This window comes from Providencia burhodogranariea DSM 19968, from assembly GCF_000314855.2.
Taxonomy (GTDB): domain Bacteria; phylum Pseudomonadota; class Gammaproteobacteria; order Enterobacterales; family Enterobacteriaceae; genus Providencia; species Providencia burhodogranariea.
The window spans coordinates 607792-634269 of sequence record NZ_KB233223.1; the positions used below are offsets into that span (position 1 = coordinate 607792).

The 26478-nt window shown below is 40.3% G+C and carries 21 protein-coding genes; 12 read left to right on the forward strand and 9 right to left on the reverse strand.

Annotated features, from left to right (window positions below; genetic code table 11):
• Positions 1-231: 231 nt before the first annotated feature.
• Positions 232-1128, reverse strand: coding sequence for a LysR family transcriptional regulator (locus tag OOA_RS13410; RefSeq protein WP_008912696.1), 897 nt, complete (start codon positions 1126-1128; stop codon positions 232-234).
• A 98-nt stretch (positions 1129-1226) separates the two neighbouring features.
• Here OOA_RS13410 and OOA_RS13415 point away from each other — a divergent pair, with 98 nt between their 5' ends.
• Together OOA_RS13415 and OOA_RS13420 are read left to right on the forward strand one after the other, a co-directional pair.
• On the forward strand, positions 1227-2555 hold the full coding sequence (locus OOA_RS13415) for an MFS transporter (RefSeq protein WP_008912697.1): 1329 nt from the start codon (positions 1227-1229) through the stop codon (positions 2553-2555).
• A 4-nt stretch (positions 2556-2559) separates the two neighbouring features.
• Complete coding sequence (locus OOA_RS13420; RefSeq protein WP_008912698.1) at positions 2560-2946, forward strand: hypothetical protein; 387 nt, start codon at positions 2560-2562, stop codon at positions 2944-2946.
• A 139-nt stretch (positions 2947-3085) separates the two neighbouring features.
• Here OOA_RS13420 and OOA_RS13425 read toward each other — a convergent pair whose 3' ends face one another.
• Positions 3086-4000, reverse strand: a complete 915-nt coding sequence (locus tag OOA_RS13425) for a LysR family transcriptional regulator (protein WP_008912699.1) — start codon at positions 3998-4000, stop codon at positions 3086-3088.
• Positions 4001-4121: 121 nt separating this feature from the next.
• Here OOA_RS13425 and OOA_RS13430 point away from each other — a divergent pair, with 121 nt between their 5' ends.
• From OOA_RS13430 to OOA_RS13455, 6 genes are all read left to right on the forward strand, one after another.
• The gene (locus tag OOA_RS13430; protein WP_008912700.1) at positions 4122-5615 is read left to right on the forward strand and encodes an SLC13 family permease; all 1494 of its coding nucleotides are present in this window, start codon (positions 4122-4124) and stop codon (positions 5613-5615) included.
• 22 nt (positions 5616-5637) lie between these two features.
• Positions 5638-6243: a histidine phosphatase family protein gene (locus OOA_RS13435; protein WP_008912701.1), complete on the forward strand. Its 606-nt coding sequence runs from the start codon at positions 5638-5640 to the stop codon at positions 6241-6243.
• Positions 6244-7013: 770 nt separating this feature from the next.
• Complete coding sequence (locus OOA_RS13440) at positions 7014-7445, forward strand: DUF1090 family protein (protein WP_008912702.1); 432 nt, start codon at positions 7014-7016, stop codon at positions 7443-7445.
• A gap of 30 nt (positions 7446-7475) precedes the next feature.
• Positions 7476-8036: a sugar dehydrogenase complex small subunit gene (locus OOA_RS13445; protein WP_148284542.1), complete on the forward strand. Its 561-nt coding sequence runs from the start codon at positions 7476-7478 to the stop codon at positions 8034-8036.
• Positions 8029-9636, forward strand: a complete 1608-nt coding sequence (locus OOA_RS13450) for a GMC family oxidoreductase (protein WP_008912704.1) — start codon at positions 8029-8031, stop codon at positions 9634-9636. The genes OOA_RS13445 and OOA_RS13450 overlap by 8 nt, the downstream gene beginning before the upstream one ends.
• Complete coding sequence (locus tag OOA_RS13455) at positions 9633-11243, forward strand: cytochrome c (protein WP_008912705.1); 1611 nt, start codon at positions 9633-9635, stop codon at positions 11241-11243. Before OOA_RS13450 ends, OOA_RS13455 begins: the two co-directional genes overlap by 4 nt.
• 462 nt (positions 11244-11705) lie before the next feature.
• Here the strand turns inward: OOA_RS13455 and rpoD are convergent, their stop codons facing one another.
• From rpoD to rpsU, 3 genes are all read right to left on the reverse strand, one after another.
• Positions 11706-13652, reverse strand: a complete 1947-nt coding sequence (rpoD, locus tag OOA_RS13460) for an RNA polymerase sigma factor RpoD (protein WP_148284543.1) — start codon at positions 13650-13652, stop codon at positions 11706-11708.
• Positions 13653-13744: 92 nt separating this feature from the next.
• Positions 13745-15490 carry a DNA primase gene (gene dnaG, locus OOA_RS13465; RefSeq protein ID WP_008912707.1) on the reverse strand — a complete coding sequence of 582 codons (1746 nt, stop codon included), beginning with the start codon at positions 15488-15490 and terminating at the stop codon, positions 13745-13747.
• A gap of 115 nt (positions 15491-15605) precedes the next feature.
• Complete coding sequence (gene rpsU, locus OOA_RS13470) at positions 15606-15821, reverse strand: 30S ribosomal protein S21 (protein ID WP_001144069.1); 216 nt, start codon at positions 15819-15821, stop codon at positions 15606-15608.
• A gap of 327 nt (positions 15822-16148) precedes the next feature.
• Between rpsU and tsaD the strand changes: the two genes are divergently transcribed.
• Positions 16149-17183 (forward strand): tRNA (adenosine(37)-N6)-threonylcarbamoyltransferase complex transferase subunit TsaD, encoded by a 1035-nt coding sequence (gene tsaD / locus OOA_RS13475; RefSeq protein ID WP_008912708.1) that lies wholly within the window; start codon positions 16149-16151, stop codon positions 17181-17183.
• A gap of 389 nt (positions 17184-17572) precedes the next feature.
• Here the strand turns inward: tsaD and OOA_RS13480 are convergent, their stop codons facing one another.
• Together OOA_RS13480 and plsY are read right to left on the reverse strand one after the other, a co-directional pair.
• Positions 17573-19105 carry a methyl-accepting chemotaxis protein gene (locus OOA_RS13480; protein ID WP_040691488.1) on the reverse strand — a complete coding sequence of 511 codons (1533 nt, stop codon included), beginning with the start codon at positions 19103-19105 and terminating at the stop codon, positions 17573-17575.
• A gap of 235 nt (positions 19106-19340) precedes the next feature.
• Positions 19341-19997: a glycerol-3-phosphate 1-O-acyltransferase PlsY gene (plsY, locus tag OOA_RS13485; protein WP_008912710.1), complete on the reverse strand. Its 657-nt coding sequence runs from the start codon at positions 19995-19997 to the stop codon at positions 19341-19343.
• Positions 19998-20111: 114 nt separating this feature from the next.
• On the opposite strand from plsY, the gene folB reads away from it, so the two are divergent.
• Entirely contained in the window at positions 20112-20471 is a 360-nt protein-coding gene (gene folB / locus OOA_RS13490) for a bifunctional dihydroneopterin aldolase/7,8-dihydroneopterin epimerase (RefSeq protein ID WP_008912711.1), read from the forward strand.
• Between the two features lie 46 nt (positions 20472-20517).
• Here folB and OOA_RS13495 read toward each other — a convergent pair whose 3' ends face one another.
• Together OOA_RS13495 and OOA_RS13500 are read right to left on the reverse strand one after the other, a co-directional pair.
• Positions 20518-21747: a multifunctional CCA addition/repair protein gene (locus OOA_RS13495; protein ID WP_008912712.1), complete on the reverse strand. Its 1230-nt coding sequence runs from the start codon at positions 21745-21747 to the stop codon at positions 20518-20520.
• A 10-nt stretch (positions 21748-21757) separates the two neighbouring features.
• Positions 21758-22375 carry a TIGR04211 family SH3 domain-containing protein gene (locus OOA_RS13500; RefSeq protein WP_008912713.1) on the reverse strand — a complete coding sequence of 206 codons (618 nt, stop codon included), beginning with the start codon at positions 22373-22375 and terminating at the stop codon, positions 21758-21760.
• A gap of 261 nt (positions 22376-22636) precedes the next feature.
• Here OOA_RS13500 and OOA_RS13505 point away from each other — a divergent pair, with 261 nt between their 5' ends.
• Entirely contained in the window at positions 22637-23599 is a 963-nt protein-coding gene (locus OOA_RS13505; RefSeq protein ID WP_008912714.1) for a CYTH domain-containing protein, read from the forward strand.
• A 9-nt stretch (positions 23600-23608) separates the two neighbouring features.
• Positions 23609-26458: a bifunctional [glutamate--ammonia ligase]-adenylyl-L-tyrosine phosphorylase/[glutamate--ammonia-ligase] adenylyltransferase gene (gene glnE / locus OOA_RS13510; protein ID WP_008912715.1), complete on the forward strand. Its 2850-nt coding sequence runs from the start codon at positions 23609-23611 to the stop codon at positions 26456-26458.
• The last annotated feature ends 20 nt before the right edge of the window (positions 26459-26478 follow it).

Consider the following 26478-nt stretch of genomic DNA (forward strand, 5'->3'; position numbering starts at 1 on the left):
TCGCACCTATTGTGACAGGAATGATCGTAGATCAAACGCATTCTTTCACATTGGCATTGGTGGTCTGTGCCGTGGTGGCATTCTTGGCTTCACTCGTATACTTCTTCTTTGTAAATGAACCGATTAAAGATCCAGCAGAATTAACATAGCAAACAGCTTAATTAGTCTTTACCATCAAGGGTAGTAACTCGATAAGGGGTTATTGCCTTTTATTTAGACTCACCATGCTGCTTATTTAACCATCAGTTTCTCAACTAAAAAATCAATAAATGCACGCGTTTTGGCAGGTAAGGCAACGGTATTTGGGTAGAGTAATTGGATATTTTGCGAGGGAAGATTAAATTCTGGAAGTAATCGAACCAAGCGGCCTGTACGAATATCGTCATTGATTAGCCAAGCAGGGCAAATTGCTACGCCAAGTGATGCAAGTACCATTTGATGGATCACTGCCGCAGAATTTGATTCGTATTGGCTCTTTATCATGGGCAAAGTTAATTTGTCTCCTTGATTATTTTGCAAAATATATTGTGTGTCTTGCCAATTAAGTAGTGAATGGGTGATCCAAGGTGTTAAAGCTAAGTCTGCTATCGTGTTGACTTGATGAGTACCAACAAACTCAGGTGTTGCAACTAAATAGATTGGGTACTCTCCAATTTTTCGTGTTTTTAAGGAGGAGTCTTTAAGGTTACCTAAACGAATGGCGACATCGAGCTTCTCTGTTACAAGATCGTCTAAAGAAGAGTTGAAGGTATATTGCAGTCGTAGTTTGGGATAAAGACGACAAAACTCTGGCAGTAAAGGTAAAATATAATGCTGCCCAAATTCGTTTGTTGACGAAAAACGCAGTAAGCCTGTCACGCTGCTACCTATGTTTTGACTTCTTTCAAATGCTTCTTCGATTTGTAGTTGAATACGCTTAAAGTCGTCATAAAAAAATTTACCGGCTTCTGTCAGCGCAAGACTTCTCGTATTACGGGTCAGTAAACTGACATTCAATTGTGTTTCTAACTGCTTAATATCAATGCTAACCATCGAGCGGCTCAACCCTAAAATATCTGCTGCTTTGGTGAAAGTACCGGAATCAACCACTTGGAGAAAAGTGGTTATTTGCTTGAGATTTTTTTGCATAATAACGTTAATTGTTTGGCCATATTAAACAATGAGTTTAATCCTCTTGTATCGACAAAGGAAGTACGGACCTCTACTCTTCGTCACCGGAGGTAGGTATGTCTTATCGATACAAAATCGCGACTGTTTTTTTGATTGGTTTCTTCATTGATTGCATTAACATTTTTATGTCAGCAATTGCATTGCCAGATATTGCAGACACATTTTCAACCAACCAATCGATGGTGGCTTGGGTCACTAATAGCTATATTCTAGGCTTGGTACTCATTATGCCGGTTAGCCTGTGGTTAGCTGGCCGAATTGGTAATCAAAAGTTACTGTGCTTTTCTATGCTGTTATTCTCAGTCAGCGTTTTACTGTGTGGCTTAAGTAATTCTATTTACAGTTTAATCTTTTGGCGTTTTATTCAAGGAATGGCTGGTGGATTATTAATTCCGGTAGGTCAAGCGCTGGTATTTGCTTTATTTCCGGGAAAAGAACGTCATCATATTTCAACAATGATTATGGCGGTGGCATTGATAGCACCCGCATTTTCGCCAGCACTCGGTGGTATGATTATTGAGAGTTTGTCTTGGCGCTGGGTATTTTATTTGAATTTACCTTTCTCATTGCTCACCGCTGCTTTAGTGATATTGTGGATTAAAAATGGTGAGTATCAAAAAAGAGAAAAACCGGATGTACAAGGGTTATTAATGGTTAGTATTAGCTTACTGTTTTTATTGTTGTCATTTTCCTTTTATAACGATTATCACAGTATTATATTGTCGCTAGTCAGCTTTTTACTTTCTGCATTTATTCTGGCCTTTTATATCAAGTATGCTCGAAAATGCCCAGCACCAATTCTGAATTTGCAGTTATTAAAAAATAGTAATCTACGCAGAGCATTCATTGTTTATTATGCAGTGCCTGGTGTATTTACTGGTGTTAATTTACTTAACATTTTCAATTTGCAAATCAACCTTCACTTCAGTGCCACACAAACAGGCATGTTTATGCTGTTATATGCGATAGGGGCACTTATATCTATGCTGAGTGGTGGCTATTTATATCATCAGATTGGTAAAAAATATTTATTTATTATAGGAATTACCTTACACAGTATAGGAATAGGGTTATTGTTCTGGGTATCTAGCAGCTCAGATCTTGCAATATTAATTGCTGCTTACTTATTAATGGGGTCAGGTGGGGGGATTTCTGCCAATACAGCACAAATTAGTTCGCTAATTGATTTCTCCGGCAAAGATTTACTGCAGGGGAGCGTGTTGTGGAATATTAACCGACAAGTCGCATTTAGTGTTGGAACTGTAGTACTGATTTTTATTTTTAGCGTAGTTACGGCGCAAAGTGATTTACTTCGTTATCAATACACCTTCTTGATCGCAGCTATTATTGGCTTGCTATCGTTAATTTTAGTTATTATAGAGTAGAGATATGAATATAGCAGTACAGAGCGTGATTGATGTTCATACATTAATTGAGAATATATTTACGGGCAATAATCTTGAAAACGATCTCGGTGATCTATTAGCGCATTTTGATGATAACTTTGCGATGGTAACTATTAACGGGGATCGTATCGGTTTGGCTCAAGTTACATCATTGTTTACTCATAATATAGGAACTCGACCTTCTTTAAAGATCAAGTTGCATGACCTTAAGCTCGTTTTAGAATCCAGTAACTATTGTTGGGTACAGTATCAGGAGCAGCATCAAACTCAAGATGACGACACACTACGTATCTCAACGGCTTGCATTAGAATCGAAGAGGATCGTTGTTTTTGGGTTTATCTACATGAAACTCCAGTCAGAGTAAAATGATGTTTTAAAATAATATATTAATTAAGTAGTACCTTATCAACGGTAAGTAAGCCAACTCATTTATACTCGGCATACTTCAAATTATGGCTAGCCGGATAACGAGCAGCTTGAAGTATGGCGGGTATTTTATTATAAAAGGTTATAATCCGGTATTATTAGTAAGTGTTTGCGTATATGTTCGTAATGTAGATAGGAAATTCGTCGTGCTTGGTGAGATATATTTTTCTTTATGGTAAACGTAACGAATACCGCGATTGAAGCTAATATCATCGAGCGTTATTTCACATAAAAGACCCGCTTTTAATTCTTGAGTAATAGATAATCGAGAGACAATAGAGATACCCAACCCGTGAATAACGCCTTGCTTTATTCCTTCTAAACTTTTAATTTCCATCATATTCATTAGTTTTTTGTTATTTTCTTTAAATTTATCTAATAAGAAATCATGAGTTGCTGAATGTTCAGGTTTAATCAAAAATACTTCTGATTCAATATCAGAAAAACAACAATGTTTTTCCTTCGCTAACCAATGATCAGGCGAGCAAATCAGAACTAATGGATCAATAAGAAATGTATCAAGATGATATTGAGTGGGATCTAAAAAGATATGATCTGACATGATCAAAAATTCAAGTTCTTGTATGTCCAGCTTGTGGATAAGTTGTATTGAGGTTGAAATATCCATACTCAATTTTACGAGTGGTGATTGTCGTTTAAATTGAGCCATCACTTGGGGTAAAAGATAAACACCAACAAAGTGGCTTGCCCCAAATTTAATTTCTCCTTTTGAAGGATCATCAAATTGACGCATATGTTCTGATGATGCTTTCACCAGATTAACGATTTGTGTTGCGTATTGCTGGTATACTTTCCCTTGTGACGTCAAATATAGCCTGTTATTGATCCTCTCAAACAATCTTGTTTGCAACTCTTCTTCTAATTTACGGATTTTAATACTGACACTGGGTTGTGTACAAAACAGCCGTTCAGCCGTTTCAGTCACGTTGTAACCGTTAGCAAGTAACAAAAAAGCATCAAGCTGGCTAAGATTCATACGATTACCATAAATATTTATTATAATAATGATATATTAATACAATTATCTTTATGCCTCAACATTCCTATACTACGTATTCTCACTAGTTTTATCCCTATATACTAAAGAGGAAACGGTTATGGAAAAGACTGCTAAGCGAGATCATCTTGCTAAATCAGCCCCATCATCACCACAAAAAAATGGTAAAAAGATAACATTAAAAGCAGTCGGTATTCCTTTAGCCTTGATCGTGTTGTTGATTTTATTTTTTATGCCAACACCCGAAGGGCTAAGCATTCAAGGGCAAAAAGCTATTGCTATCTTTTGTACAGCATTAATTTTATGGGTATGCGGTTCTTTGCCTATTTATTTAACTTCAATGTTAGTGATTGTTTTATTGGCATTAACAGGTACCGTCGAGAAAGAAAAGACAGTTTTCGGTACTTTAGGTTATGACGTTATTTGGCTAATGGTATCGGCTTTTGTTTTAACTTCTGCGATGATTAAATCGAACATCGCGAGACGATTTGCTTTATGGATGATCACTAATTATGGTCAAACACCGAAAAAAGCATTATTTGTTCTCGTATTAATTAATTTTTGTCTTGTTTTCTTTGTTCCTTCTACCACTGCACGTGCAACATTAATGGTGCCAATTTGTATGATCTTATTAGAGATACATAAGGCAATACCGGGAAAAAGTAATTTCGGTAAATTAATGATGTTGCAAGGTGTTCAAGCTGATGCACTAGCCACTTCTGGGGTGATGACGGGCACGGCGGCTAATATTATTGCAGTCGGGTTTATTAATTCACAAGCAGGTGGATCAATTGGCTATATGGATTGGCTAATTGCCTCTTTTCCATTAGCTATAATGTCAATGACATTGTCCTTTTTAATTGGATTAAAATTATTTTCGTTTAAAGGTGAAGTCGATTTTGAAGGTTCATTGGATAAATTAAAGAAAGAGCGTTCTGAGTTAGGGGCTTTATCCAAAAATGAACAAAAAGCCATGTATATCTTCATCATGGCGGTTTTTCTCTGGGCAACGGAAAGTTATCACGAAGATATGTTCAGCTTTAGCATCAGTGTTTATATGACGGCTGTTATTGCAGCTATTTTATGCTTAATGCCTCGGGTTGGCCTATTAACTTGGAATGAAGCAAATATTAAATGGGATTTAATGATATTTGCAGCTGGCGCTTATGCCGCCGGAAATGCATTAGAATCTACGAAAGGTGCGCAATGGTTAATCGGTAAAATGGTATATGGACTTGGATTGGAAAATATGAATACAACACTGGTCTATATTATTGTTGTCTTTATCTGTATGTATAGTCATTTAATTTTTACCAGTAAAACGGTTAAAACAACAATATTAATACCCGCCATAATTGCATTAGCTAAAACATTAGATATGGATCCAGTAACCTTAGCATTGGCGGCATCATTTACGCTGACCTATACGATTACGTTACCACCACATTCTAAAGTTAATACCATTTATTTCTCGACGGGTTTCTTTAGCGTATTAGAACAAATGAAATATGGATTAATTACCTGCTTTATTGGGGCATCAATTATATCAATTGCCATATTTACTTGGTTCCAAATCCTTGGGTATGGTCTTTAAATCATTAAATTAAGGAATAATAATGAGACTTATTTTACTTCGACATGGTGAAACATTATGGAATATGGAATCTCGTTTACAAGGGCATGCTAATTCTTGTTTATCACCGAAAGGAATTAATCAAGCGATGGCAATAAAAGAAAGAATTCAATTATTATCACCAAGTCGGATAATCACCTCAGATTTAGGGCGTACAGTACAAACTGCTGAAATTGTTGGACACCCTGAGGCTGTCAGGGAACCTCTTTTACGTGAGTTAAATATGGGAGAATGGACCGGGCGACGTAAATCTGAACTAATCAAAAATTATGAAGAAAAATATAAGAATTGGCGTTCTGGAACTTATACACCACCCAAAGGTGAAAACTGGTTTGATTTTTGCGATCGCATAGGTTCGTCCTTACGAGAGTGGGTTTATAAAGAAGATAATGACCTTTTAGCGGTTGTTCATAGCGGTGTAATTCGAGCAGCGTGTAAAGTTTTCTTAAATTTATCACCTGAGTTTTTACTACCAGCGACGCCAGGAACAATTACAATTTTAAACTTTGATTTTCAATCTAATAAATCACCAAAGCTTGAAGCTTATAATATTAGTGCTCACATTCCAGATGAGAATGTAGCTGATTAATGTGATTATATTAATTTAATAAATATATCTAAATTTAATTTTCTATGTGGATTTTATTAATGAAAAATACTGAACAGTCTGAAATTAAAGGAAATTTTATCTTGTTTTTTACTTAAAAGTTTACGTTTAGTCAGTTACAATATTAAAGGTATATATTTAGCGGATAGTTTATGAAGGTGAATTTATCCGCTTAATATACTCGATTATTAGACTTTTTTCTGTTTGTTAATTTATATGAATTTAATTAAGAGGATGTAACAATCTATTGATTTGTGTGTTTAATTATAAATTAAATATCATGATCATCGCTAGAATATTTCTCTCATCTGACCTTTTTCTTCAAGTTTAAAATTTACACAGGTTTAACTCAACGGCTCATATCTTATAAATCATCCATATCTATCTGGATAATTTTTATTATTAGTACATATATTTAAAATTATTTGTTTATATATTCTAATGATTTCATTTTTCCTATTTGACTATGTTAGTCGGGGAAATAAAGTATAAAACTCACTTTTTATACAGTTATTATCAATTTTAATCCTAAATCAATCAATTTAATCCCATAAAGTATCATTATTAGCTTTTCTCATTCTTTGAAGACTTAATGCGTATATTTACTTTATTTTGAATTAAATGGTTAATACAACTACTCTAATTTGGAAAATCAGAAAAAGACTAATTGATTTAACATTTATATAAAAAATAAACTTAGTCATATTAAGGTTATTTTGTGGAAAATACTCTTTTTAGAGTGGGGGAGTTTTATGAAGAAAGTGATATCCGTCTTAATGTGTTCCGGATTGTTAACGTTAACTAGTCATGCATTTGCCACAACAGACAGTTGTGAAGATCAGAAAAAAGATATTGAAGCGAAATTAGCAATTGCTACGCAGTATAGCAATACGAGTGAACAAGTTCGGCTTCAGAAAGCATTGGATAATGTCAATACATACTGTACGGAAAGTCGGCAATTAAATCGAGCTGAGCAAAATTTAAAGAAAAAAGAGAGGAAAGTGAAACAGAAAGAGCTAAATCTCGAGGATGCAAAAGATGAGTTAGCAGAAGCCAAGCTCGATGGAAGACAGGATAGAGTCAGTAAAAAAGAGCGTAAAGTCAAAGAGAAGACGTTGGATCTTGAAGAGGCTCAAGATGAGCTGAAACAAGCTCAAGAAGATTATAAAAAGTTAAATAATTAAATTCAAAAATAAGAGTGGGAGACGATTATTTTGTCTAAATCTACTAATAATGAGCTAGCAAAAAATAGACTGACGTTGACCAGAAGGGATATGCTACTTGGTTCACTAGCGGTATCTCTTGGATTTACAATCCTAGGTAAAATGAGCAATGCAGCGACTATTTTGAGCACACCTGCACCAGAAGGAATGGCACGATTTATGAAGATCTCAGCTTCATTAACCGGCGTTCCTGATCCAGCCGCTGATCTCGGTCAAATAATCTATCAGGGATTGATCTCACTAAATACCAAAACCCCCGATCTTGTTACTCAACTAGAAGGCCAGCTCGTCAATGGTAAAGTCAATGCCGATGCGCCTGCAGAAATCAGAACTCTGGCAACGTTAATCAATAAAGCGTGGTATCTCGGCATTGTCGGAGACGGTGAACAAGCACACTGCGTTGCCTACGAGCATGCATTGAATTATGCACCTATCGCTGATGTTTGCGTACTGCCTACTTATGCTCGTGGTGAACCTCACTATTGGGCGAAGCCGCCTTTTGCCGATAGTAACAACAATCAATCAAGCACGGATAAAGAAAAAAATGTCTGAGAATAACTCTGCAACAGTGATCATCGTCGGTTCGGGAATTGCCGCCTGTCAAATTGCCCAAAAACTTGCTAAGCAGGGAATTGATACGCTGATGCTAGAAGCTGGGCCAAGAGTTAAACGTTGGCGAGTGGTTGAAGATTATCGTAATTCGCCATTCAAAGGGGATTTTCAGGCACCTTATAAGCCAACCGAATATGCCCCTCATCCACAATATTCACCGAAAGATAGCGGCTATTTGGTTCAGTATGGGCCAGAGCCTTACAAAGCGGGTTATTTACGTATTGCAGGAGGGACAACTTGGCATTGGTCGGCACAAGCTTGGCGACTGCTTCCTAATGATATGAAATTGCAAACATTATATGGAGTAGGGCGTGATTGGCCTATCGGCTATGATGATCTTGAACCCTACTACTATGAAGCAGAAGTTGAGATGGGCGTAGGTGGCCCAGTAGACACCGGCTCACCACGTTCAAAACCTTATCCACAACCTGAATTACCGCTATCTCACTTTGATATGCATTTCAAAAAAGTAGTTGAGCCAGCGGGTTATTATCATATAACTGAACCAGCTGCACGTAATACTGTGGCTTTTGACGGTAGGCCCGCTTGCTGTGGAAACAGTAACTGTATGCCTATCTGCCCAATTGAAGCACAATACACAGGCGAAACAGCGCTACGTAAAGCTGAGGCTGCTGGCGCTCGTTTAAAAACTGAAGCCGTGGTCTATCAGATTGAGCATGACGAAACGGGAAAAATATCTGCGGTGCATTATAAAGATCCTAATGGTAATAGCTCTCGTGTTACAGGTAAGATATTTGTACTAGCAGCGAATGCCATTGAAACACCGAAATTAATGTTGATCTCTAAAAGTGAAAAATTCAAAAATGGCATTGGTAATGAATATGACAATGTTGGTCGGAATTTGATGGATCATCCGGGTACCAGTTGTACGTTTCTATCCGCTGAGCCTGTCTGGCCAGGACGAGGTCCAATGCGTCTAAGTTGTATCAATAATCTACGCGACGGTGAATTCCGCACCACACACTCCGCAATAAAAATTAATGTTGGCAATTATTCACCCGTGCAGGCGGTATCTACCAAACTGTTGAATATGGGGGTGAGTGGTTCTGAATTGCCAGAAATGATCCGTGATTGGGCATCACGCTGGGTTGTGATCAATAGCTTCTTTGATATTCTACCTAATCGCGAAAATCGTATTGTTGCGACAGGTAAGAAAGATAAGCTCGGAATTCCTCAGCCGGGTGTGCATTACCAAATCGATGATTATATCCATAAAGCGCGTGATGTGGCTCACGAACACTATAGTCGGATTGCTAACCTATTTAACGCTAAACCCAATGAAATTTGGCACGATGATAACTATTTCAACAATAACCACATAATGGGTACGTTGATGATGGGAAATGATCCGCGTGACTCAGTTGTCGATGCTGATTTGCGTACATTTGATCATGAAAATCTATTTGTGGCGTCCAGTGGTGTGATGGCAAGTGCAGGAACAGTAAACTGTACTTTGACGCTGAGTGCACTTGCGATGCGCCTTGCCGATAAATTAGTAGAAGAAGCGAGGCATGTATGAAGTATAAAATTTTATTAAGCCTTGGTTTTAGCGTGTCTTTGGGGATGAGTTTTTCTTTAGCGGCACAAACCTCATCTACTGCTATCAATACTGATTCTACAGGAATTCCGTTTGGCACTATGGCGAGTCAGTCTGGAAGCCCAGCTAAACAAGCTTCTGAGTTCACTTCTCCTTCATCGACCTTGTATGTTCCTACAAAGGTTAATGGGCAGACGATAACGCCTCAAACAAGTTCTGGCAGTGAGCAAGTATCATCTAAAATGGCGTTAACACCTATCCCCGTTTCGGGAGGGGAGGTTAGCAGTGTTCCTCCAATGGATGCTCACATATCTCAAGGGAAATACCTGACTGAAGCTGCTGACTGTAGTGTTTGTCATACTGCTTCAGGTGGTAAGCCCTATGCGGGGGGGTTACCGTTCAAGACTCCTTTTGGCACGATGTATTCTTCTAATATTACGCCAGATAAAGAGTTTGGTATCGGTAATTGGAGTGCTGAAGAGTTTATTGATGCTGTTAAGCATGGGAAACGCAACGATGGAGAGAATCTCTACCCATCAATGCCTTATACCTCCTACGTGAAGCTGACAGATGATGATGCTCGTTCGATCTATGACTATTTGATGACATTACCTGCTGAGCATCATGCCCCACCAGCCAATGAAATGGAATTTCCATATAACCAACGTTGGGCATTAACTTTCTGGAATATACTCAATTTTAAAGACGAAGATTTTACGCGAGTAACCGAAAAAAGCACCGAATGGAATCGCGGTGCTTATGTTGCTGATGCACTAGGTCACTGTCAGGAGTGCCACACTCCTCGTGATATTTCGATGGGATTGAAATCCGATGAAAGTTACGCTGGTACATCGATTGATGGCTGGAAAGCATTTAATATTTCACCAAGTATCGCGGATGGAATTGGGTCTTGGTCTACGTCAGAGATAGTACAGTATCTGCGAAGTGGTTCTGTGCCGGGTAAAGCCACCGCTGCTGGGCCAATGGCTGAAGTGATATCTCATAGTACCCGTTATATGACCGATACAGATTTAAATGCACTGGCAGTTTATCTAAAAGATCAGCCTGCTCGCGGTTCAGATAAAGGCAGTGATCGCTTTTCACAGGGGAATGCAGTAGACAACATTACTCTACAAGTGAGAGGGCAAGCACTCAGTGATAGCCCAAATGGTGCGACACTGTATAACGCTAATTGTGCTTCCTGCCACGGTATCGATGGGGCAGGGATCGGTAAAAAGCTTTATTATCCAAGTCTCTTCCATAACAGTACGACGGGAGCTGACGATGCAAGTAATCTGGTCATGGTGATACTGAATGGCGTTGATCGTACAGATGCTCAGGGCCGTCATATCGTTATGCCTGCTTTTTCCAATGAGCTTTCTTCAGATGAAATCGCGACTCTTGCTACCTATGTCACTAAAAACTTTGGCAACCCGAATGCTGAGGTTACAGCGGATCAGGTAGAGAAATTGCGACTGAATGAGGTTACGGTCATCCCTGGATGGTTACTCATTTCTGGTGGTGGTATTGGTGTGCTCATTGTATTGGCAATTATTGCTATCTTTATAAAAAAACGTCGGAAGATATAAAGAGATAGAGTAGGGAGTACTTATGAACTCAGGCTTGCATTATTTCTTTCTTATATTTTTAAGATACAATTGACTTAATAAACCCATGCTAAACATCCTCTTAGCGATGTATGTAAAGAGGAAATAACATGGGGTTATCTCTCTTTCCCTTCAGATTGTCGCTTGCTACACAAGCAGCTCAATTTTGTCATCCAACTCATTATGTTATCTGAGAATAGTTTAAAAATTGATAGGCAGGAAATATTCAAATTATTTTGGATATTCCTAATAGATCCTCAAAGCATTATGTCCAGGGCAAAGGGATTATGTCGATAACTCAACAGACGCGATGTATGGCATCAAGATGGCTTCTTTTAGAATGATGTAATAGGAATAGAAATGATGTTATGAGGGGCCTAATAACGAATATAGCCCCAATAAGGGGCTATATTTAATACCAGCTCTTTTTGAGGCGGTATTTATTTATTCATCAAGGAAGCTACGTAGTACTTCTGAACGGCTAGGGTGACGCAATTTACGCAGTGCTTTAGCTTCGATCTGACGAATACGCTCACGCGTAACATCGAACTGTTTACCCACTTCTTCTAATGTGTGGTCTGTGTTCATGTCGATACCAAAACGCATACGCAGTACTTTTGCTTCACGAGCAGTCAGACCCGCTAACACTTCGTGAGTCGCTGAACGCAGGCTCTCTGAAGTTGCTGAATCTAAAGGCAGCTCTAAAGTAGTATCTTCAATGAAATCGCCCAGATGTGAATCTTCATCATCACCGATTGGCGTCTCCATAGAGATAGGTTCTTTAGCAATTTTCAGTACTTTACGGATTTTATCTTCCGGCATCAGCATACGTTCCGCTAACTCTTCAGGCGAAGGTTCACGCCCCATTTCTTGCAACATCTGGCGAGAAATACGGTTCAGTTTGTTGATAGTTTCAATCATATGAACCGGAATACGGATTGTACGAGCCTGATCCGCGATAGAACGCGTAATCGCCTGACGGATCCACCAAGTTGCATAAGTTGAGAATTTATAACCACGGCGATATTCGAACTTATCAACCGCTTTCATCAAACCAATGTTACCTTCTTGGATTAGGTCAAGGAATTGCAAGCCACGGTTGGTATATTTCTTGGCAATCGAAATAACCAGACGTAAGTTTGCTTCAACCATTTCTTTTTTCGCACGGCGAGCTTTCGCTTCACCGATAGACATACGACGGTTGATATCTTTAACCTGTTCAATTGTCAGGCCAGTCTCTTCTTCAATTTGACGTAATCTTTGCAGACAACGTAGAATTTCTTCTTCAACTTCTAACAGCTTTTCTGACCAAGGCTTGTTCATTGCTTTGGCTGCGGTTAACCAAGTTTCGCTGGTTTCATTGCCACTGAATAACGTGATGAAGTTTTTCTTCGGCATTTTGCACTGTTCAACACACAGTTTCATGATAGTACGTTCTTGAAGACGAACGCGATCCATCATTTCACGCATGTTATTGACTAGATAGTCAAATTGCTTTGGTACTAAACGGAACTGTTTGAAGACTTCAGAAAGTTCTTCGATAGCAATTGCAGTTTGGGCATTGCTGCGACCAAATTGTTTAATGTGCTGACGAGTTTTTTCATACTGCTCACGCAGTTCACCGAATTTTTCACGGGCTAATTCTGGATCGATGCTGTTATCGTCATCGCTATCGCTGTCATCGCCGTCTTCATCTTCTTCGTCTTCATCTTCGTCTTTATTTAACTCTTCCTGTGGAAGCTCAGAGCCTACATGTGTTGCTGTAGGTGCTAAATCTTCTTCAGCGTTAGGGTCGACGAAACCAGTAATTAGGTCGGATAGGCGGCTTTCACCAGCTTCGACACGGTCATACTGTTCAAGGAGATAAGTAATAGCTTCAGGATACTCTGCAACAGAGCACTGAACTTGGTTGATGCCATCTTCGATACGTTTTGCTATGTCGATCTCACCTTCACGGGTTAAGAGTTCGACAGTACCCATTTCACGCATATACATGCGCACAGGGTCAGTAGTACGGCCAATTTCACTTTCAACACTAGATAGAACTTGTGCTGCAGCTTCTGCTGCATCTTCGTCTGTGTCGGAAGTTGTTTCAGCTAGTATCAAATCATCGGCATCAGGTGCTTCTTCCATGACCTGGATGCCCATGTCATTAATCATCTGGATGATATCTTCAATCTGATCTGAATCGACGATATCTTCCGGCAGATGGTCGTTGACCTCAGCATAGGTTAAATAACCTTGCTCTTTACCCTTGGTTACGAGTAGCTTAAGCTGCGACTGCGGGTTTTGCTCCATAAGACGGTATCCACACTTCTGAGTATTTAGATTGGTGTCGGTCGGCGAAACAAACGGCCAACAAGAACATTCAAAGGGGGATTTTATTATTATGCTACGCCCCTTTAATTTCGTAGCAGTTTACAGGCATTCGCCTTAGGTAAATCGGCACTTAAGCCGTGTTGTATTCTTTATCTGGATTCTCGCTACGTTTTCACACGTGAAAGCGTAATTAGGCGGACTTCTGCGCGCTCCTCGGGGGTCAGCCCTTCAGTTCGTTCTTTCGCTATCAAATAGTCGAAACGCTCGTCGAGCGCGCTATTAAATAGATGGTTTAAAGCATCTTTAAATGTTTTTTCCGCTATCTCTTCTATCTCTATATCGTTCCAAGTTGCTAACTTTTCAAGCTGATTCGCAAATTTATTATCACGATATAACTCAAGCAACTGCCCAGTGGTCATTCCGGGGGTAGAACGGCAAACGCTAACCAATTCTTGAAATAGAGAAAGCCCCGGCATTTGGATGTGGGCGATCCCCTCTAATGAGGGGACGAATTCCGAAAGATTCGGATTTTGTACCAACAATGCAATCAATATACGCATTGTTGTCGGTTTTAATTTTGGTGCTTGGTAGCCAACCGATTCAGTGCTCTCTCTATCAATCATAGCAAGAACTTGAGAAATATCCGGTATGCCAATAAAATTTCCTAGTTCTTGAGCCATATAAAGGCGCAATGTTTCACCTGGTATTTGTTTTATCAAAGGGATAGCGAGTTTACTAAATTTCGCACGCCCTTCTTGAGTTTTTAAATCAACCTGAGGGACGAGAGAGTCAAATAGAAATGATGATAATGTCTTGGCATCATTCATTCTCTCTTCAAATACTTCTTTGCCTTCTTTGCGGACTAAAGAGTCAGGATCTTCCCCATCAGGTAAAAACATAAAACGTAACTGGCGACCATCGGTTAAATAGGGTAGTGCGTTTTCAAGCGCTCGCCATGCAGCTTCCCTTCCAGCTCTGTCACCGTCATAGCAGCAAACGACTGTATCTGTTGAGCGATAGAGCAATTGAATGTGCTCAGCGGTTGTCGAGGTGCCGAGTGAGGCAACCGCATAGCGGATACCATACTGAGCCAGTGCAACGACATCCATATAACCTTCAACGACAAGTAGCTTTGCGAGTTCACTGCTATTTTGTGTTGCTTCATAGAGGCCAAATAGCTGGCGGCCTTTATGAAAAATATCTGTTTCGGGAGAGTTTAAGTATTTAGGTATTGCATCACCTAATACTCGTCCACCAAACGCGATAACACGACCCCGGCGATCTCGAATTGGGAACATAATGCGTTCTCTAAACCGATCGTACATATGGCCTTTATCGTTAGTCACTAGCATGCCTGCTTCATCAAGCTGTTTGCGACTATCTGGAGCGACAGCAAATTTTTTGAGCAAATTATCCCACCCCGGAGGGGCGAAACCAATCGAAAAATGCTCAATAACTTCTACACTTAAACCACGTTGGCTTAAATAATCCTTGGCTTTATTCGCCGATGGATGACTTAAGGCAGAATGGTAAAAAAGATTTATTTTTTCCATCAACTGGTACAAATTTTGTCGTTGATGAAGTTCAATTTGGCTTGTGCCTGTTCCTGTTTCATAAGGAACATCAAGGCCATGTGAGGCTGAAAGTTCTTCGATAGCTTCGACAAAATCGAGTTTATCGTAATTCATCAAGAAATCGATGGCATTACCATGCGCACCACAGCCAAAACAATAATAAAATTGCCTTTCACTGTTTACTGTAAAAGAGGGGGTTTTTTCGTTATGGAACGGACAGCACGCGTGATGATTTTTACCCTGCTTTTTTAGCGGTACTTTTGCATCGACTAAATCGACGATATCTGTTCTCGCTAATAAATCATTGATAAATGAACGCGGAATTCGCCCTGCCATAAGCCCCTTTTCGCCTTTTAATGAACGATAATAAGCCGCGCTTCCCTCAGGAAAGCACGGCCTTTAACTGCTTACTAGTACTGTCTGCGATGGTTACGGTAGTTACCGCGACCAATTAGTACAGACGAGTACGGCGTGCGTTTTCGCGAGCTAGTTTCTTAGCGTGACGCTTAACAGCAGATGCTTTAGCGCGTTTACGCTCAGTCGTTGGTTTTTCATAGAATTCACGACGACGAACTTCTGCTAAGACTCCTGCTTTTTCACAAGAACGTTTGAAACGACGTAGTGCAACGTCGAATGGCTCGTTTTCACGTACTTTAATTACCGGCATGTGCCTCTCACCTCAATAGAAATCGGGTTGTTGCTGGCTTTATTCAACCAGCCGTCATTTAAAATGGTGCGGAATTTTACTTCAATGAGTACGGGTTTGTAAAGTGCCGTATAAAATTGAAACACACAAGATCACCTATTTCGTTGATTCGACAGGCGAAAAAACGAGCTAAATTAGGTAATAATGAAATTAGCCACACGAAATTTATTACAGGGTGCTGATTATAGACTACACAGCAGGAAAAGTCAGCCTTTTGGCATCATAAATTACACGATGGGCTGAATTTAATGATAGACTTTGCCTCATGCAACAAACAAGGGTAGTGCAATGCGCGTTTTAGGTATCGAAACATCCTGCGATGAAACCGGGATCGCAATCTATGATGATAAGGCCGGTCTATTAGCCAATCAATTATACAGCCAAATAAAAGTTCATGCGGACTACGGCGGTGTAGTTCCTGAATTGGCATCTCGCGATCATATTCGCAAAACTGTCCCGTTAATTCAAGCGGCGCTCAAAGAAGCCAATTTAACGAGTGCGGACATTGATGCTGTAGCCTATACAGCAGGCCCCGGACTAGTCGGTGCACTAATGGTTGGTGCAACCGTGGGGCGCTCGTTAGCCTTTGCTTGGGGTGTACCTGCTGTAGCGGTTCATCATATGGAAGGGCATTTACTTGCTCCGATGCTCGAAGAGAAAAGCCCTGAGTTTCCTTTCGTTGCATTGCTCGTTTCGGGTGGTCATACTCAATTAATTAGCGTAACCGCGATAGGTGAATATCAATTACTTGGTGAATCTATTGATGATGCGGCGGGTGAAGCATTTGATAAAACGGCTAAACTTTTGGGGCTCGATTATCCGGGAGGGCCATTGTTGTCACGTATGGCACAACAAGGTACCGAAGGGCGTTTTGTTTTTCCTCGTCCAATGACCGATCGTCCAGGGCTCGATTTTAGCTTTTCGGGTTTAAAAACGTTCGCAGCAAATACGATCCGTGAAAATGCGAATGATGATCAAACTCGTGCTGATATCGCTCGTGCATTTGAAGATGCGGTCGTGGATACATTAGCTATAAAATGTAAGCGGGCTCTCGAACAAACAGGGTTTAAACGCTTAGTCATGGCGGGTGGAGTGAGTGCTAATAGAGCACTTAGAGTTAAGATGGAAGAAGTGCTAAAACAACGAGGTGGAGAGGTGTTTTACGCTCGCCCTGAGTTTTGTACTGATAATGGTGCAATGATTGCACTTGCTGGATTGATCCGTTTGAAAGGTGGCTCAACTACAGGATTAGGTGTGACGGTTCGCCCACGTTGGCCGTTAGCTGAATTGCCACCGCTAGTCGACTCACAATCGGCTAAATAAAATATATCAGTTATGCCTCAAGCTGCCGCAAATTTGCTGTTACGGCAGGTAGCTACCCAAGTTTTCATACTGATGTATGTTACTTGGGATAGCCTTCCACCCTGTTGATATCTATCATAATTCATGAATCATCATCGTTAATGTCCATAGCAATCCAAATCAGATTTCTTTTATTTTAAATTAGTTACTGTACGAATTTTTTCATCGTTAGTTATGATGTGTGATGAATGTAGTTTTGAAAAATGCGTTACTTAGCAGGGTTATTATTCAGATATATTTAATATAAAATTTAATTGTTATTTTTATTTTATTGATTTTTATTTGAAATAAATTATTTTGTGACATGTCACAAAATAATTTATGGCTAAGTTTAGGTCAATTTTTGGTCGTTAATGTAATATCGTCACTGCATTATCTAGCCGAGTTGAATTATTTTTAACTACTTCTGAAGCATTTGCACTTTGCTCTACTAATATGGAGTTTTTTTGTGCAATAGACTCTAGTTCAAATAAGGCTTGAGTGATGTCAGATAGCCCTGTAGCTTGCTCAGAAGTGGCATGGCTGATATGACAAATCAATTGTGTGACATTTTGTACCTGATTAACTACATCTTTAAGAGCATTACCAGTTGTGTACACATGCCGTTTTCCTGAATGCACTTTATTTTCGCAATCATCGATAAGATCACGAATATCATTAACCGCACTGGCACTGCGATTCGCAAGACTGCGAACTTCGTCTGCGACCACAGCAAATCCTTTTCCTTGATCTCCTGCACGAGCTGCTTCAACAGCTGCATTTAGCGCCAATATATTGGTTTGAAAAGCAATCGTTTTAATAACGTCGGTAATTGCATTGATTTTACTGGTGCTATGCACAATTTGCTCCATCGTCTGGATAACATTTTGCATTGCCTCTGCTGCATTTAAAGCGGTTAGACTCGTTTCGTTAGAAAGCTTATTTGCTCGAAGTGTATTTTTTGCATTCATTTGTACAGATACCGACATCTGATTCATTGTTGCTACTGTCTGTTGAACGTAACCCACGGTTTTTTGTGTATGTTGTTCAAGTTCATTACAATCTTTCACCAGTAACTGACTCTCTTTGTGTACATTACCAATTTGGTAAGAAACATCATTGGTAAGCCATCGACAGATTAGCCCAAGTTGCCCAACGGAGCGCAATATGCAGCCTATTTCATCGACACGATTGAGATGGGTAATACTATGCTTCTCACCCCTAGCGACATCGAGAGTTTGTCTCGCGATATTTGCGATAGGTTTAGCAATGAGCAATTCAAGTAAAATATTGCCTATTATTAGGATGATAAAGGAGAATAGGCTTATTGCAGTGACTGATAAACCTTGCTGACCCGACAGAGTTGCGATACTCACCCAACTGATGAACAGTAAGGCCATTAGCAAACGAATGCGCCAACGAATAGGAAGTGCCGGATGTTGACCAAACCAATATTTTGATAGGACTAATCCTTTGTATAGTTTGCGGTTACTTCGTGTTTCATTAAATGCTTGGTAAAGTGGTTCAACTGTGGCAATTTCTGTTTGTGAAGCTTTCGTTCTGATCGACATATAGCCTGTTGTTACACCTTTCCTCATCATCGGGCAAATATTAGCGCGAACCCAATAAAAATCACCATTTTTACGGCGATTTTTGACAATGCCGGTCCACGGTTCTCCTTTTTTTAAGGTATTCCACATATCGACAAAAGCTGCTTTCGGCATCTCTGGATGGCGAATAATGTTGTGAGGTTGGCCTATAAGCTCAGAGAGTGAATAGCCACTTACTTGAATAAAAGAATCATTAACATGGGTGATATTGCCATCTAAGTCGCTAGTGGTCATTAGAGTGGTATCGTCATTTAGCAGGTATTGATTGTGTGTCGTAGGAGAGATATAGCGCATAATATACCATTATTATTGTTAAGTTTCTTAATGATATATTTCGACTTATTTTACACATTCCTTAACGGTAAATTTGAATTGTTTGATTGCTTCCACGGTTTTGTTGTCTTATTCGTTAAAAGTGGAATCGGCTATTAAGAAATAAAGAGGGTCAAAGGAAAATTGATGATTTAGTGAAATAGAGGCTGAAGTGCGAATAAAAATGAAAAAGGCTGTTTACGCAGCCTCTTCAGGATTAGTCGTCTTGTTCTTGCTCTTTGGCTTCTTGGGCGATTTCTTTTAAAGTTTTTTTCTTTTTATTTTTAAGTTTTTGCCAAATTCGGCTTTCTTGGCCGCGCCATAAGCGTTGGATATTACCGTGATGGCGGACAAGGATAAGGCAAGAAAGCATAGCGACGGGAAAGGTGAATTCAGGTTTAAACCACCAGACATAAAAAGGAGCGAGTAGGGCGCCGACAATTGCGCCTAGAGATGAATAACCGCTAAGTAATACAGTTAGTAGCCATGTTCCAGCGATTAACCCAGACAGATCCCAACCAATAGCGGCAATTGAACCAAATGCAGTTGCTACGCCTTTTCCGCCTTTAAATCGAAAGAAAACAGGGTAAATATGCCCAAGACAGGCTGCAATTGCGACAAAGCCAAGATAGAATGGTGGGACTTTTAGATAGTAAGCCAACCAAACAGGGATCATACCCTTTAAGACGTCGCAAATGAGTACTGCGCCAGCAGCGGCTTTACCTCCGACACGTAATACGTTAGTTGCACCCGGGTTACCAGAGCCGTGTTGACGAGGATCGGGCAGCCTAGCCAAGCGACAGATCAGTATCGCACTGGAAACTGAGCCACAAAGGTAGGCAAAGATTATCATGCCAAGCGCGGTTGCACTCATAACTAACTCCAAAACAGTTAAGGCGACATATTTATAATTCACTTCTATCTTGGATAATACGCATATTTTCCTTGAAGTGGTATCAATTCAGCACATAAACGAGAAAATGACGTGATGGATATCGTATTTATTGAACAATTATCAGTCATCACCACGATTGGTGTATATGACTGGGAGCAAGAAATTGAGCAAAAGTTAGTGCTCGATATCGAAATGGGATGGGATAACAAACGCGCATCAATGAGCGATAATGTTACTGATTGTCTCGATTACGCGCAAATTAGCCAGGCGATCGTTGCACATATTAGCTACAATAAATTTGGTTTAGTTGAGCGTGTTGCAGAAGAGGTTGCTCAATTGCTATTAAATAATTTTGGTTGCCCTTGGGTACGAATTAAAGTCGCTAAGCCAGGTGCAGTTGCGCGAGCACGGCAAGTGGGAGTGATCATTGAAAGAGGCTCTAAACCAGTATAAATGAGAATGCTGGCGGCATTTAACCGCCAGCATTCATTCGGTTAGGCTAAAAGGCTTGTTGAAGCCGCCACTTCTCTACATTTTCAACCCGCTGACGAGTGAGTTCTTCTCGTATTTGTGGGCCTTGAAATCCTTGTTCAACAATCGGTTTTACACTAACAGCTTGTGCGATTGAAAAGGCTTGGCGTAAAAATTCACCTTGAGGATAAGCTTGTTGTTCTAAGCCACCTCGACCCCTAGCATCAGCTTCACTAATCAAGCTTAACTGTGTAACCCGTTCAGGCTTGCGCCAGCTATCAAGCCCATCAAATAATTGAATCAGCTCTATTGCACTGAGCCTATTGATAACATGCACTTTGTCATGATAACGGGCAGTGAGACGAGCAAGATCTCGAGCATTATTAGGAATTTTTAACCGATCACATAAGTTATCAATCAATGCAATTCCCACCTCACCATGATTGGGATGGCTAGGCCAGACTTCTTTCGGCGTTAGCCCTTTACCGACATCATGACATAATGCAGCAAAGCGAATATTGATATCTTGTGACAGCTGTGCAGCCATACGTAATACCATCAAAGTATGAATGCCAGTATCAATTTCTGGGTGCCACTTTGCTGGTGCAGGCACACCGAACAAGTTATCAATTTCAGGAAATAATACCGCAAGAGCGCCACATTGGCGTAGTACTTCTAAATAGACTTGTGGTGCATTTGACGTTAAGGCTTTTTCTGTTTCAGCCCAAACACGCTCGGCGGTAAGATGTTCTAATTCGCCTGAGGTAGTCATCGATTGCATTAACGACAATGTTTCTGGTGCAATTTGAAAGCCTTGTGCTGCATAACGAGCTGCAAAACGCGCAACGCGCAAGACGCGTAGTGGGTCTTCAGCAAATGCATCAGAGACATGCCGAAGAATACGCTGATTCAAATCATCAACCCCATGATAAGGATCAGTTAATTGACCTTGGGAGTCTTTAGCAATGGCATTAATTGTCAGATCACGACGAAGAAGATCATCCTCAATGGTGACATCTGGCGCAGAATAGCAGCTAAAACCCGTATAGCCAGAACCTGTTTTACGTTCAGTTCGTGCTAAAGCATATTCTTCATGGGTTTTTGGATGAAGGAATACGGGAAAATCTTTACCGACCTGCTGGTAGCCCTGCGCCAACATGGCCTCAGGTGTTGAGCCGACCACGACATAGTCTCTATCAGAAATAGGAAGACCAAGAAGTTCGTCACGCACTGCGCCGCCAACGAGATATATTTTCATTATCGTAACCTTAACTCATCCAACGGTCATTACGCTTTTTACGACGTGGAATAATGTGCGGTAGGATCAATCCAAGGATAAGGCCAACACCTGCAACACCGCCACCATACATAAACCATTGCAATATTAATTCACGACGGCGGTCATCAAGATTAACTTCTACGATTTCTAATTTTTTACCGGCTTTAATTAATTCGTTTTTTAGTTTTTCATTTTCAGATTTTAATTGCTTAACGGTGTTGTCATTATCAGCAACTCGTTGCTGCATATCTGCCGTTCTGGTATTCCACGTATTGTCGATATTTTCTAATTGTTGGCGTAATTTTTGGTTCTCAGCTTCTAACTCAGGAATGCGTGTTTTCATACTCGGAGTTGTACTGAGTTGCTCTGATGGTAGCCAAACAGTGCGACCACGTTCATCTTTAACTTGAGCGAAATTATCATTCGTTGAAATCAATTCAACGCTTTCACCCGCATTTAGTGTGCCAACAATGCGATATTTTGTTCCTGGCCCACTATGTACATAAGTTGATAAGTCATCAGAAACATAACGTTTCTCAGCAGCAGAGGCGCTGACTGACAGACCTAGCCCCATGATTGAAATTAGTAATAATGGTATTTTTCGCATGGTATTTATTTTCTATTAGTTATGGTGAATGAATTAAGTGTGTAGACAAATACTAAAGAGTTCAGTGTGCGTGTGCAAACGCTAAACCAGAATGGGAACTATCCTAACTCACTATATAGCGTACAAATATTCTCATTTCTTGACACAAAGCCCTGAAATAAATTCAGTGTATAGAATTTTTGGTTTCTTTGCGCTTTGTTTTCTCAGTCCACGCTGATTGGGGTAATATAATGCTAGCAAAATTATCAATTAAGGAAATGTATGAGCCACATAGAAGTTGAACTTAAATTGGCTGCTCAGACTGCAGCGATAGATGCAGTACGCCAATCTTTAGCAACACTTTCCCATCAACATACAGAACCCAAGCAACTGACGAATATCTATTTTGATACCGAAGAACGTCAGTTACGTCAATGGGATATGGGGTTACGTATTCGTGGCTGCGATGGTCATTATGAAATGACGATTAAAACCGCAGGGCAAGTTATTGGTGGCTTGCATCAACGTCCTGAATATAACGTCGATATAAACGAACCAGAAGTCAATTTAGCGGCGTTCCCAACGGAAATCTGGCCAGAAGGAACAGATATTCAGCAATTACAAGCACAGCTGCAAATTCTCTTTAGTACCCACTTTATGCGTGAGATCTGGTTAGTCACTTTTGAAGATAGCGAGATTGAAGTTGTCTTTGATCAGGGGGAAATTTCAGCAGGAGCACAAACTCTTCCTATTCAAGAGTTTGAAATGGAATTGAAAAAAGGCTTTATTGCCGATGTGTTGAATTTAGCTAAGAAACTAGCAGATATCGATGGTCTTCGCCTTTCAGCAACGAGTAAAGCGGCACGAGGTTACTCTTTAATACAGCCTCAAAAAGTGGTATTGCAGCAACCAGAAACGGTGTTTAATTATGAACAGAAACCAATAGAACAAGCACTTACGTACATGCAAAAGCTCTGTGAGCAGCATGAAGCTTATTGGTTAGCAGATAAAGCCGATGCACGTGATGGGTTTGAAGTGTTTTTACGTTTTGTTCAAGCATTCTTAGTGCATTATCGCAATTCAGCACCTCAGTTTATACAAGATATCCCACTGGAACAGCTTCGTTCAGATATCACAGATGAAACCATCAGCGCAGAAACTTTTTGCTATAGCAGCCGCTGGCTAAAGAGCAAATTAGCCTTTACTCAGTGGTTAATTGCTTTGACGTATACTGATATCCATTAAGGTGTTGATATGCATCCTTTTCCTGAATTGCTGCACAGCCAGCGTGAATATGTTTTAGCGGGACTAGCAGGTCAATCGAATGATTTATTGCCGTTAAGTGACGAAGAGGTCTCTTTTTTAAGCTTCAGTGATTTTGCTTTAAAACAGGTTTTAGCTTATCCCATTTTTTTAGAGCAGATCCGTAAACAACCACCCGAAGCGAATGAGTGGCAACATTATACTCAGTGGTTAGCTAAGGATTTAAATGCGGTTGTGGATGAAGATCATTTAATGCGCGTTTTACGCGCTTTTCGTCATCAAATGCTGGTCAGAGCCGCTTGGATGCAAGCATTACACTCCAGTACGGAAAAGGAAACACTTCAACAATTAAGTTCACTTGCGGAAACGTTGATTGTAGCCGCAAGAGATTGGCTGTATCGGCAATATAGCCAAATATGGGGAACGCCTTGCGATAGTGAGGGTAATCCACTGCCGTTACTCATCCTTGGAATGGGTAAATTAGGTGGGGGAGAACTCAATTTCTCATCTGATGTCGATTTGATTTTTGCCTATCCAGAAAATGGTGTCACTCGCGGAGGCCGTAAAGAACTCGATAATGCACAATTCTTTACCCGTTTAGGTCAAAAACTGATCCGTGTTCTCGATCAAGTTACTGTAGAAGGTTTTGTTTATCGTGTTGATATGCGGTTACGCCCATTTGGCGATAGTGGCCCGTTAGTATTTAGTTTCTCAGCATTAGAAGATTATTATCAGGAACAAGGGCGCGACTGGGAACGCTATGCAATGGTTAAGGCACGTATTATGGGGCCTGATAGCTTGCATTATGCGGAAAGTTTGCGCCAATTGCTGCGCCCTTTTGTGTATCGTCGCTATATTGATTTTAGTGTTATTCAATCATTACGTAACATGAAAAATATGATTGAGCGTGAAGTTAGGCGTCGTGGTTTAGTTGATAACATTAAGCTCGGTGCTGGCGGCATACGTGAAATTGAATTTATTGCTCAAGTTTTTCAATTAATACGGGGTGGACGTGAACCCACTTTACAGTCCCAATCGCTATTATTAGTAATGAGCAGCATTCGTGAACAGGGGCTACTTCCTAATGAGCAAGTTGCACAGTTACTGGATGCTTATTTCTTTTTGCGTCGAGTCGAAAATTTACTGCAAAGTATTGATGATCAGCAAACTCAAACTCTCCCTGAAGATGCACTTAATAAAGCTCGTTTAGCTTGGGGAATGGGATTTGAACATTGGGATGCATTTTCTCAAACATTAACGCAAAAAATGGCAATTGTTCATCATATTTTCACTGAGTTAATTGGTCAGGATGATGAGGAAGAGACAAAAGATACCTTTGATGAAATCTATATCACGCTGTGGCAAGGGGAATTATCTAAAGAAGAGTTAGCGCCATACTTACCTTCTAAAGATGAGGAAACTGCACAAAAAATGATCCATGGCATTTTGATGTTTCGCTATGATTTAAATAAGCGGACTATTGGTCCTCGTGGGCGAGATGTTCTTGATGATTTAATGCCAAAGTTATTAACAAAGGTTAGTGAAAGGGCCGATGCAGGTCAAGTAGTGGAACGTTTAACGCCATTGTTATTGAGTATTGTGAGCCGTACGACGTATTTAGAGTTGATGCTCGAGTTTGATGAAGTATTAATACACGTTATTCGTTTATGTGCTGCTTCGCCAATGATTGCGGAACAACTCGCACGTCATCCACTACTGCTGGATGAGTTGCTTGATCCTAAATCACTGTATCAACCTTTACCACTGACGGCTTATCGTGATGAGTTACGCCAATATTTAATGCGAGTTCCTGAGGACGATGAAGAGCAGCAACTTGAAGCATTGCGGCAATTTAAACAGGCACAGCTATTACGTATTGCGGCTGAAGATATTTCAGGTGTACTACCTGTTATGAAGGTGAGTGATCACTTGACGTACCTTGCTGAAGCTATTATTGATGCCGTTGTTCATCAGGCATGGCACACCATGGTTAAACGTTATGGGGAACCTTCACATCTTTCTCAATTGGATGAAAAACAACTTGGCTTTGCTGTTATTGGCTATGGGAAATTAGGTGGTTGGGAGCTAGGGTATAGTTCTGACTTAGACTTGGTATTTCTGTTTGATTGCCCTAATGGCATTGTCACCAACGGTAATCGATCGATCGATGCCCGACAATTTTATTTACGAGTTGCTCAACGTATTATTCATTTATTTAGCACCCGAACCACGTCTGGAATACTGTATGAAGTTGATGCACGATTAAGGCCATCAGGCGAATCAGGTATGCTCGTGAGCACGATTGAAGCCTTTGATGACTACCAAAAAAATGATGCTTGGACATGGGAGCATCAAGCGTTGATCCGAGCGCGTATGGTTTTTGGTGATGCTAAGTTACAACAGGACTTTAACCGAATTCGCCATGAAACGCTGTGCATACCACAAGATGCGGAAACTTTGCGTCAACAAGTGCGCGATATGCGCCTTAAAATGCATCAGCATTTGGGAAGTCACCAAAATACACAATTTGATTTGAAAGCCGATCCCGGTGGTATCACTGATATTGAATTTATCGCACAATACCTCGTTTTACGTTATGCCCCGACAAATGGGTCGCTAACTCGATGGTCTGACAATGTGCGTATTTTTGAACTAATGGCACAGAATCAGTTTATGCCTGAAGAAGAGGCCAATGCCTTAACGCAAGCATATGTCACGATGCGTGATGAACTGCACCACTTAGCATTGCAGTCTCTTCCTAGCCGAGTCGATATCAATCAGTTAGCTGCAGAACGCGAGCAAGTTTTAGCAAGTTGGGTAAAATGGTTAGGCGTTGCCTAATTCAATAATCTTATTCATCA

Excerpts from the sequence above, each read along its gene's own strand:
- tsaD (WP_008912708.1), top strand. The coding sequence starts at position 16,149 with ATGCGCGTTTTAGGTATCGAAACATCCTGCGATGAAACCGGGATCGCA.
- OOA_RS13435 (WP_008912701.1), top strand. The coding sequence starts at position 5,638 with ATGAGACTTATTTTACTTCGACATGGTGAAACATTATGGAATATGGAA.
- OOA_RS13500 (WP_008912713.1), bottom strand. The coding sequence starts at position 22,375 with ATGCGAAAAATACCATTATTACTAATTTCAATCATGGGGCTAGGTCTG.
- OOA_RS13440 (WP_008912702.1), top strand. The coding sequence starts at position 7,014 with ATGAAGAAAGTGATATCCGTCTTAATGTGTTCCGGATTGTTAACGTTA.
- OOA_RS13430 (WP_008912700.1), top strand. The coding sequence starts at position 4,122 with ATGGAAAAGACTGCTAAGCGAGATCATCTTGCTAAATCAGCCCCATCA.
- OOA_RS13425 (WP_008912699.1), bottom strand. The coding sequence starts at position 4,000 with ATGAATCTTAGCCAGCTTGATGCTTTTTTGTTACTTGCTAACGGTTAC.
- glnE (WP_008912715.1), top strand. The coding sequence starts at position 23,609 with ATGCATCCTTTTCCTGAATTGCTGCACAGCCAGCGTGAATATGTTTTA.
- OOA_RS13480 (WP_040691488.1), bottom strand. The coding sequence starts at position 19,105 with ATGCGCTATATCTCTCCTACGACACACAATCAATACCTGCTAAATGAC.
- folB (WP_008912711.1), top strand. The coding sequence starts at position 20,112 with ATGGATATCGTATTTATTGAACAATTATCAGTCATCACCACGATTGGT.
- dnaG (WP_008912707.1), bottom strand. The coding sequence starts at position 15,490 with ATGGCAGGGCGAATTCCGCGTTCATTTATCAATGATTTATTAGCGAGA.
- OOA_RS13450 (WP_008912704.1), top strand. The coding sequence starts at position 8,029 with ATGTCTGAGAATAACTCTGCAACAGTGATCATCGTCGGTTCGGGAATT.
- OOA_RS13415 (WP_008912697.1), top strand. The coding sequence starts at position 1,227 with ATGTCTTATCGATACAAAATCGCGACTGTTTTTTTGATTGGTTTCTTC.
- OOA_RS13505 (WP_008912714.1), top strand. The coding sequence starts at position 22,637 with ATGAGCCACATAGAAGTTGAACTTAAATTGGCTGCTCAGACTGCAGCG.
- OOA_RS13420 (WP_008912698.1), top strand. The coding sequence starts at position 2,560 with ATGAATATAGCAGTACAGAGCGTGATTGATGTTCATACATTAATTGAG.
- OOA_RS13495 (WP_008912712.1), bottom strand. The coding sequence starts at position 21,747 with ATGAAAATATATCTCGTTGGCGGCGCAGTGCGTGACGAACTTCTTGGT.
- OOA_RS13410 (WP_008912696.1), bottom strand. The coding sequence starts at position 1,128 with ATGCAAAAAAATCTCAAGCAAATAACCACTTTTCTCCAAGTGGTTGAT.
- OOA_RS13455 (WP_008912705.1), top strand. The coding sequence starts at position 9,633 with ATGAAGTATAAAATTTTATTAAGCCTTGGTTTTAGCGTGTCTTTGGGG.
- plsY (WP_008912710.1), bottom strand. The coding sequence starts at position 19,997 with ATGAGTGCAACCGCGCTTGGCATGATAATCTTTGCCTACCTTTGTGGC.
- rpsU (WP_001144069.1), bottom strand. The coding sequence starts at position 15,821 with ATGCCGGTAATTAAAGTACGTGAAAACGAGCCATTCGACGTTGCACTA.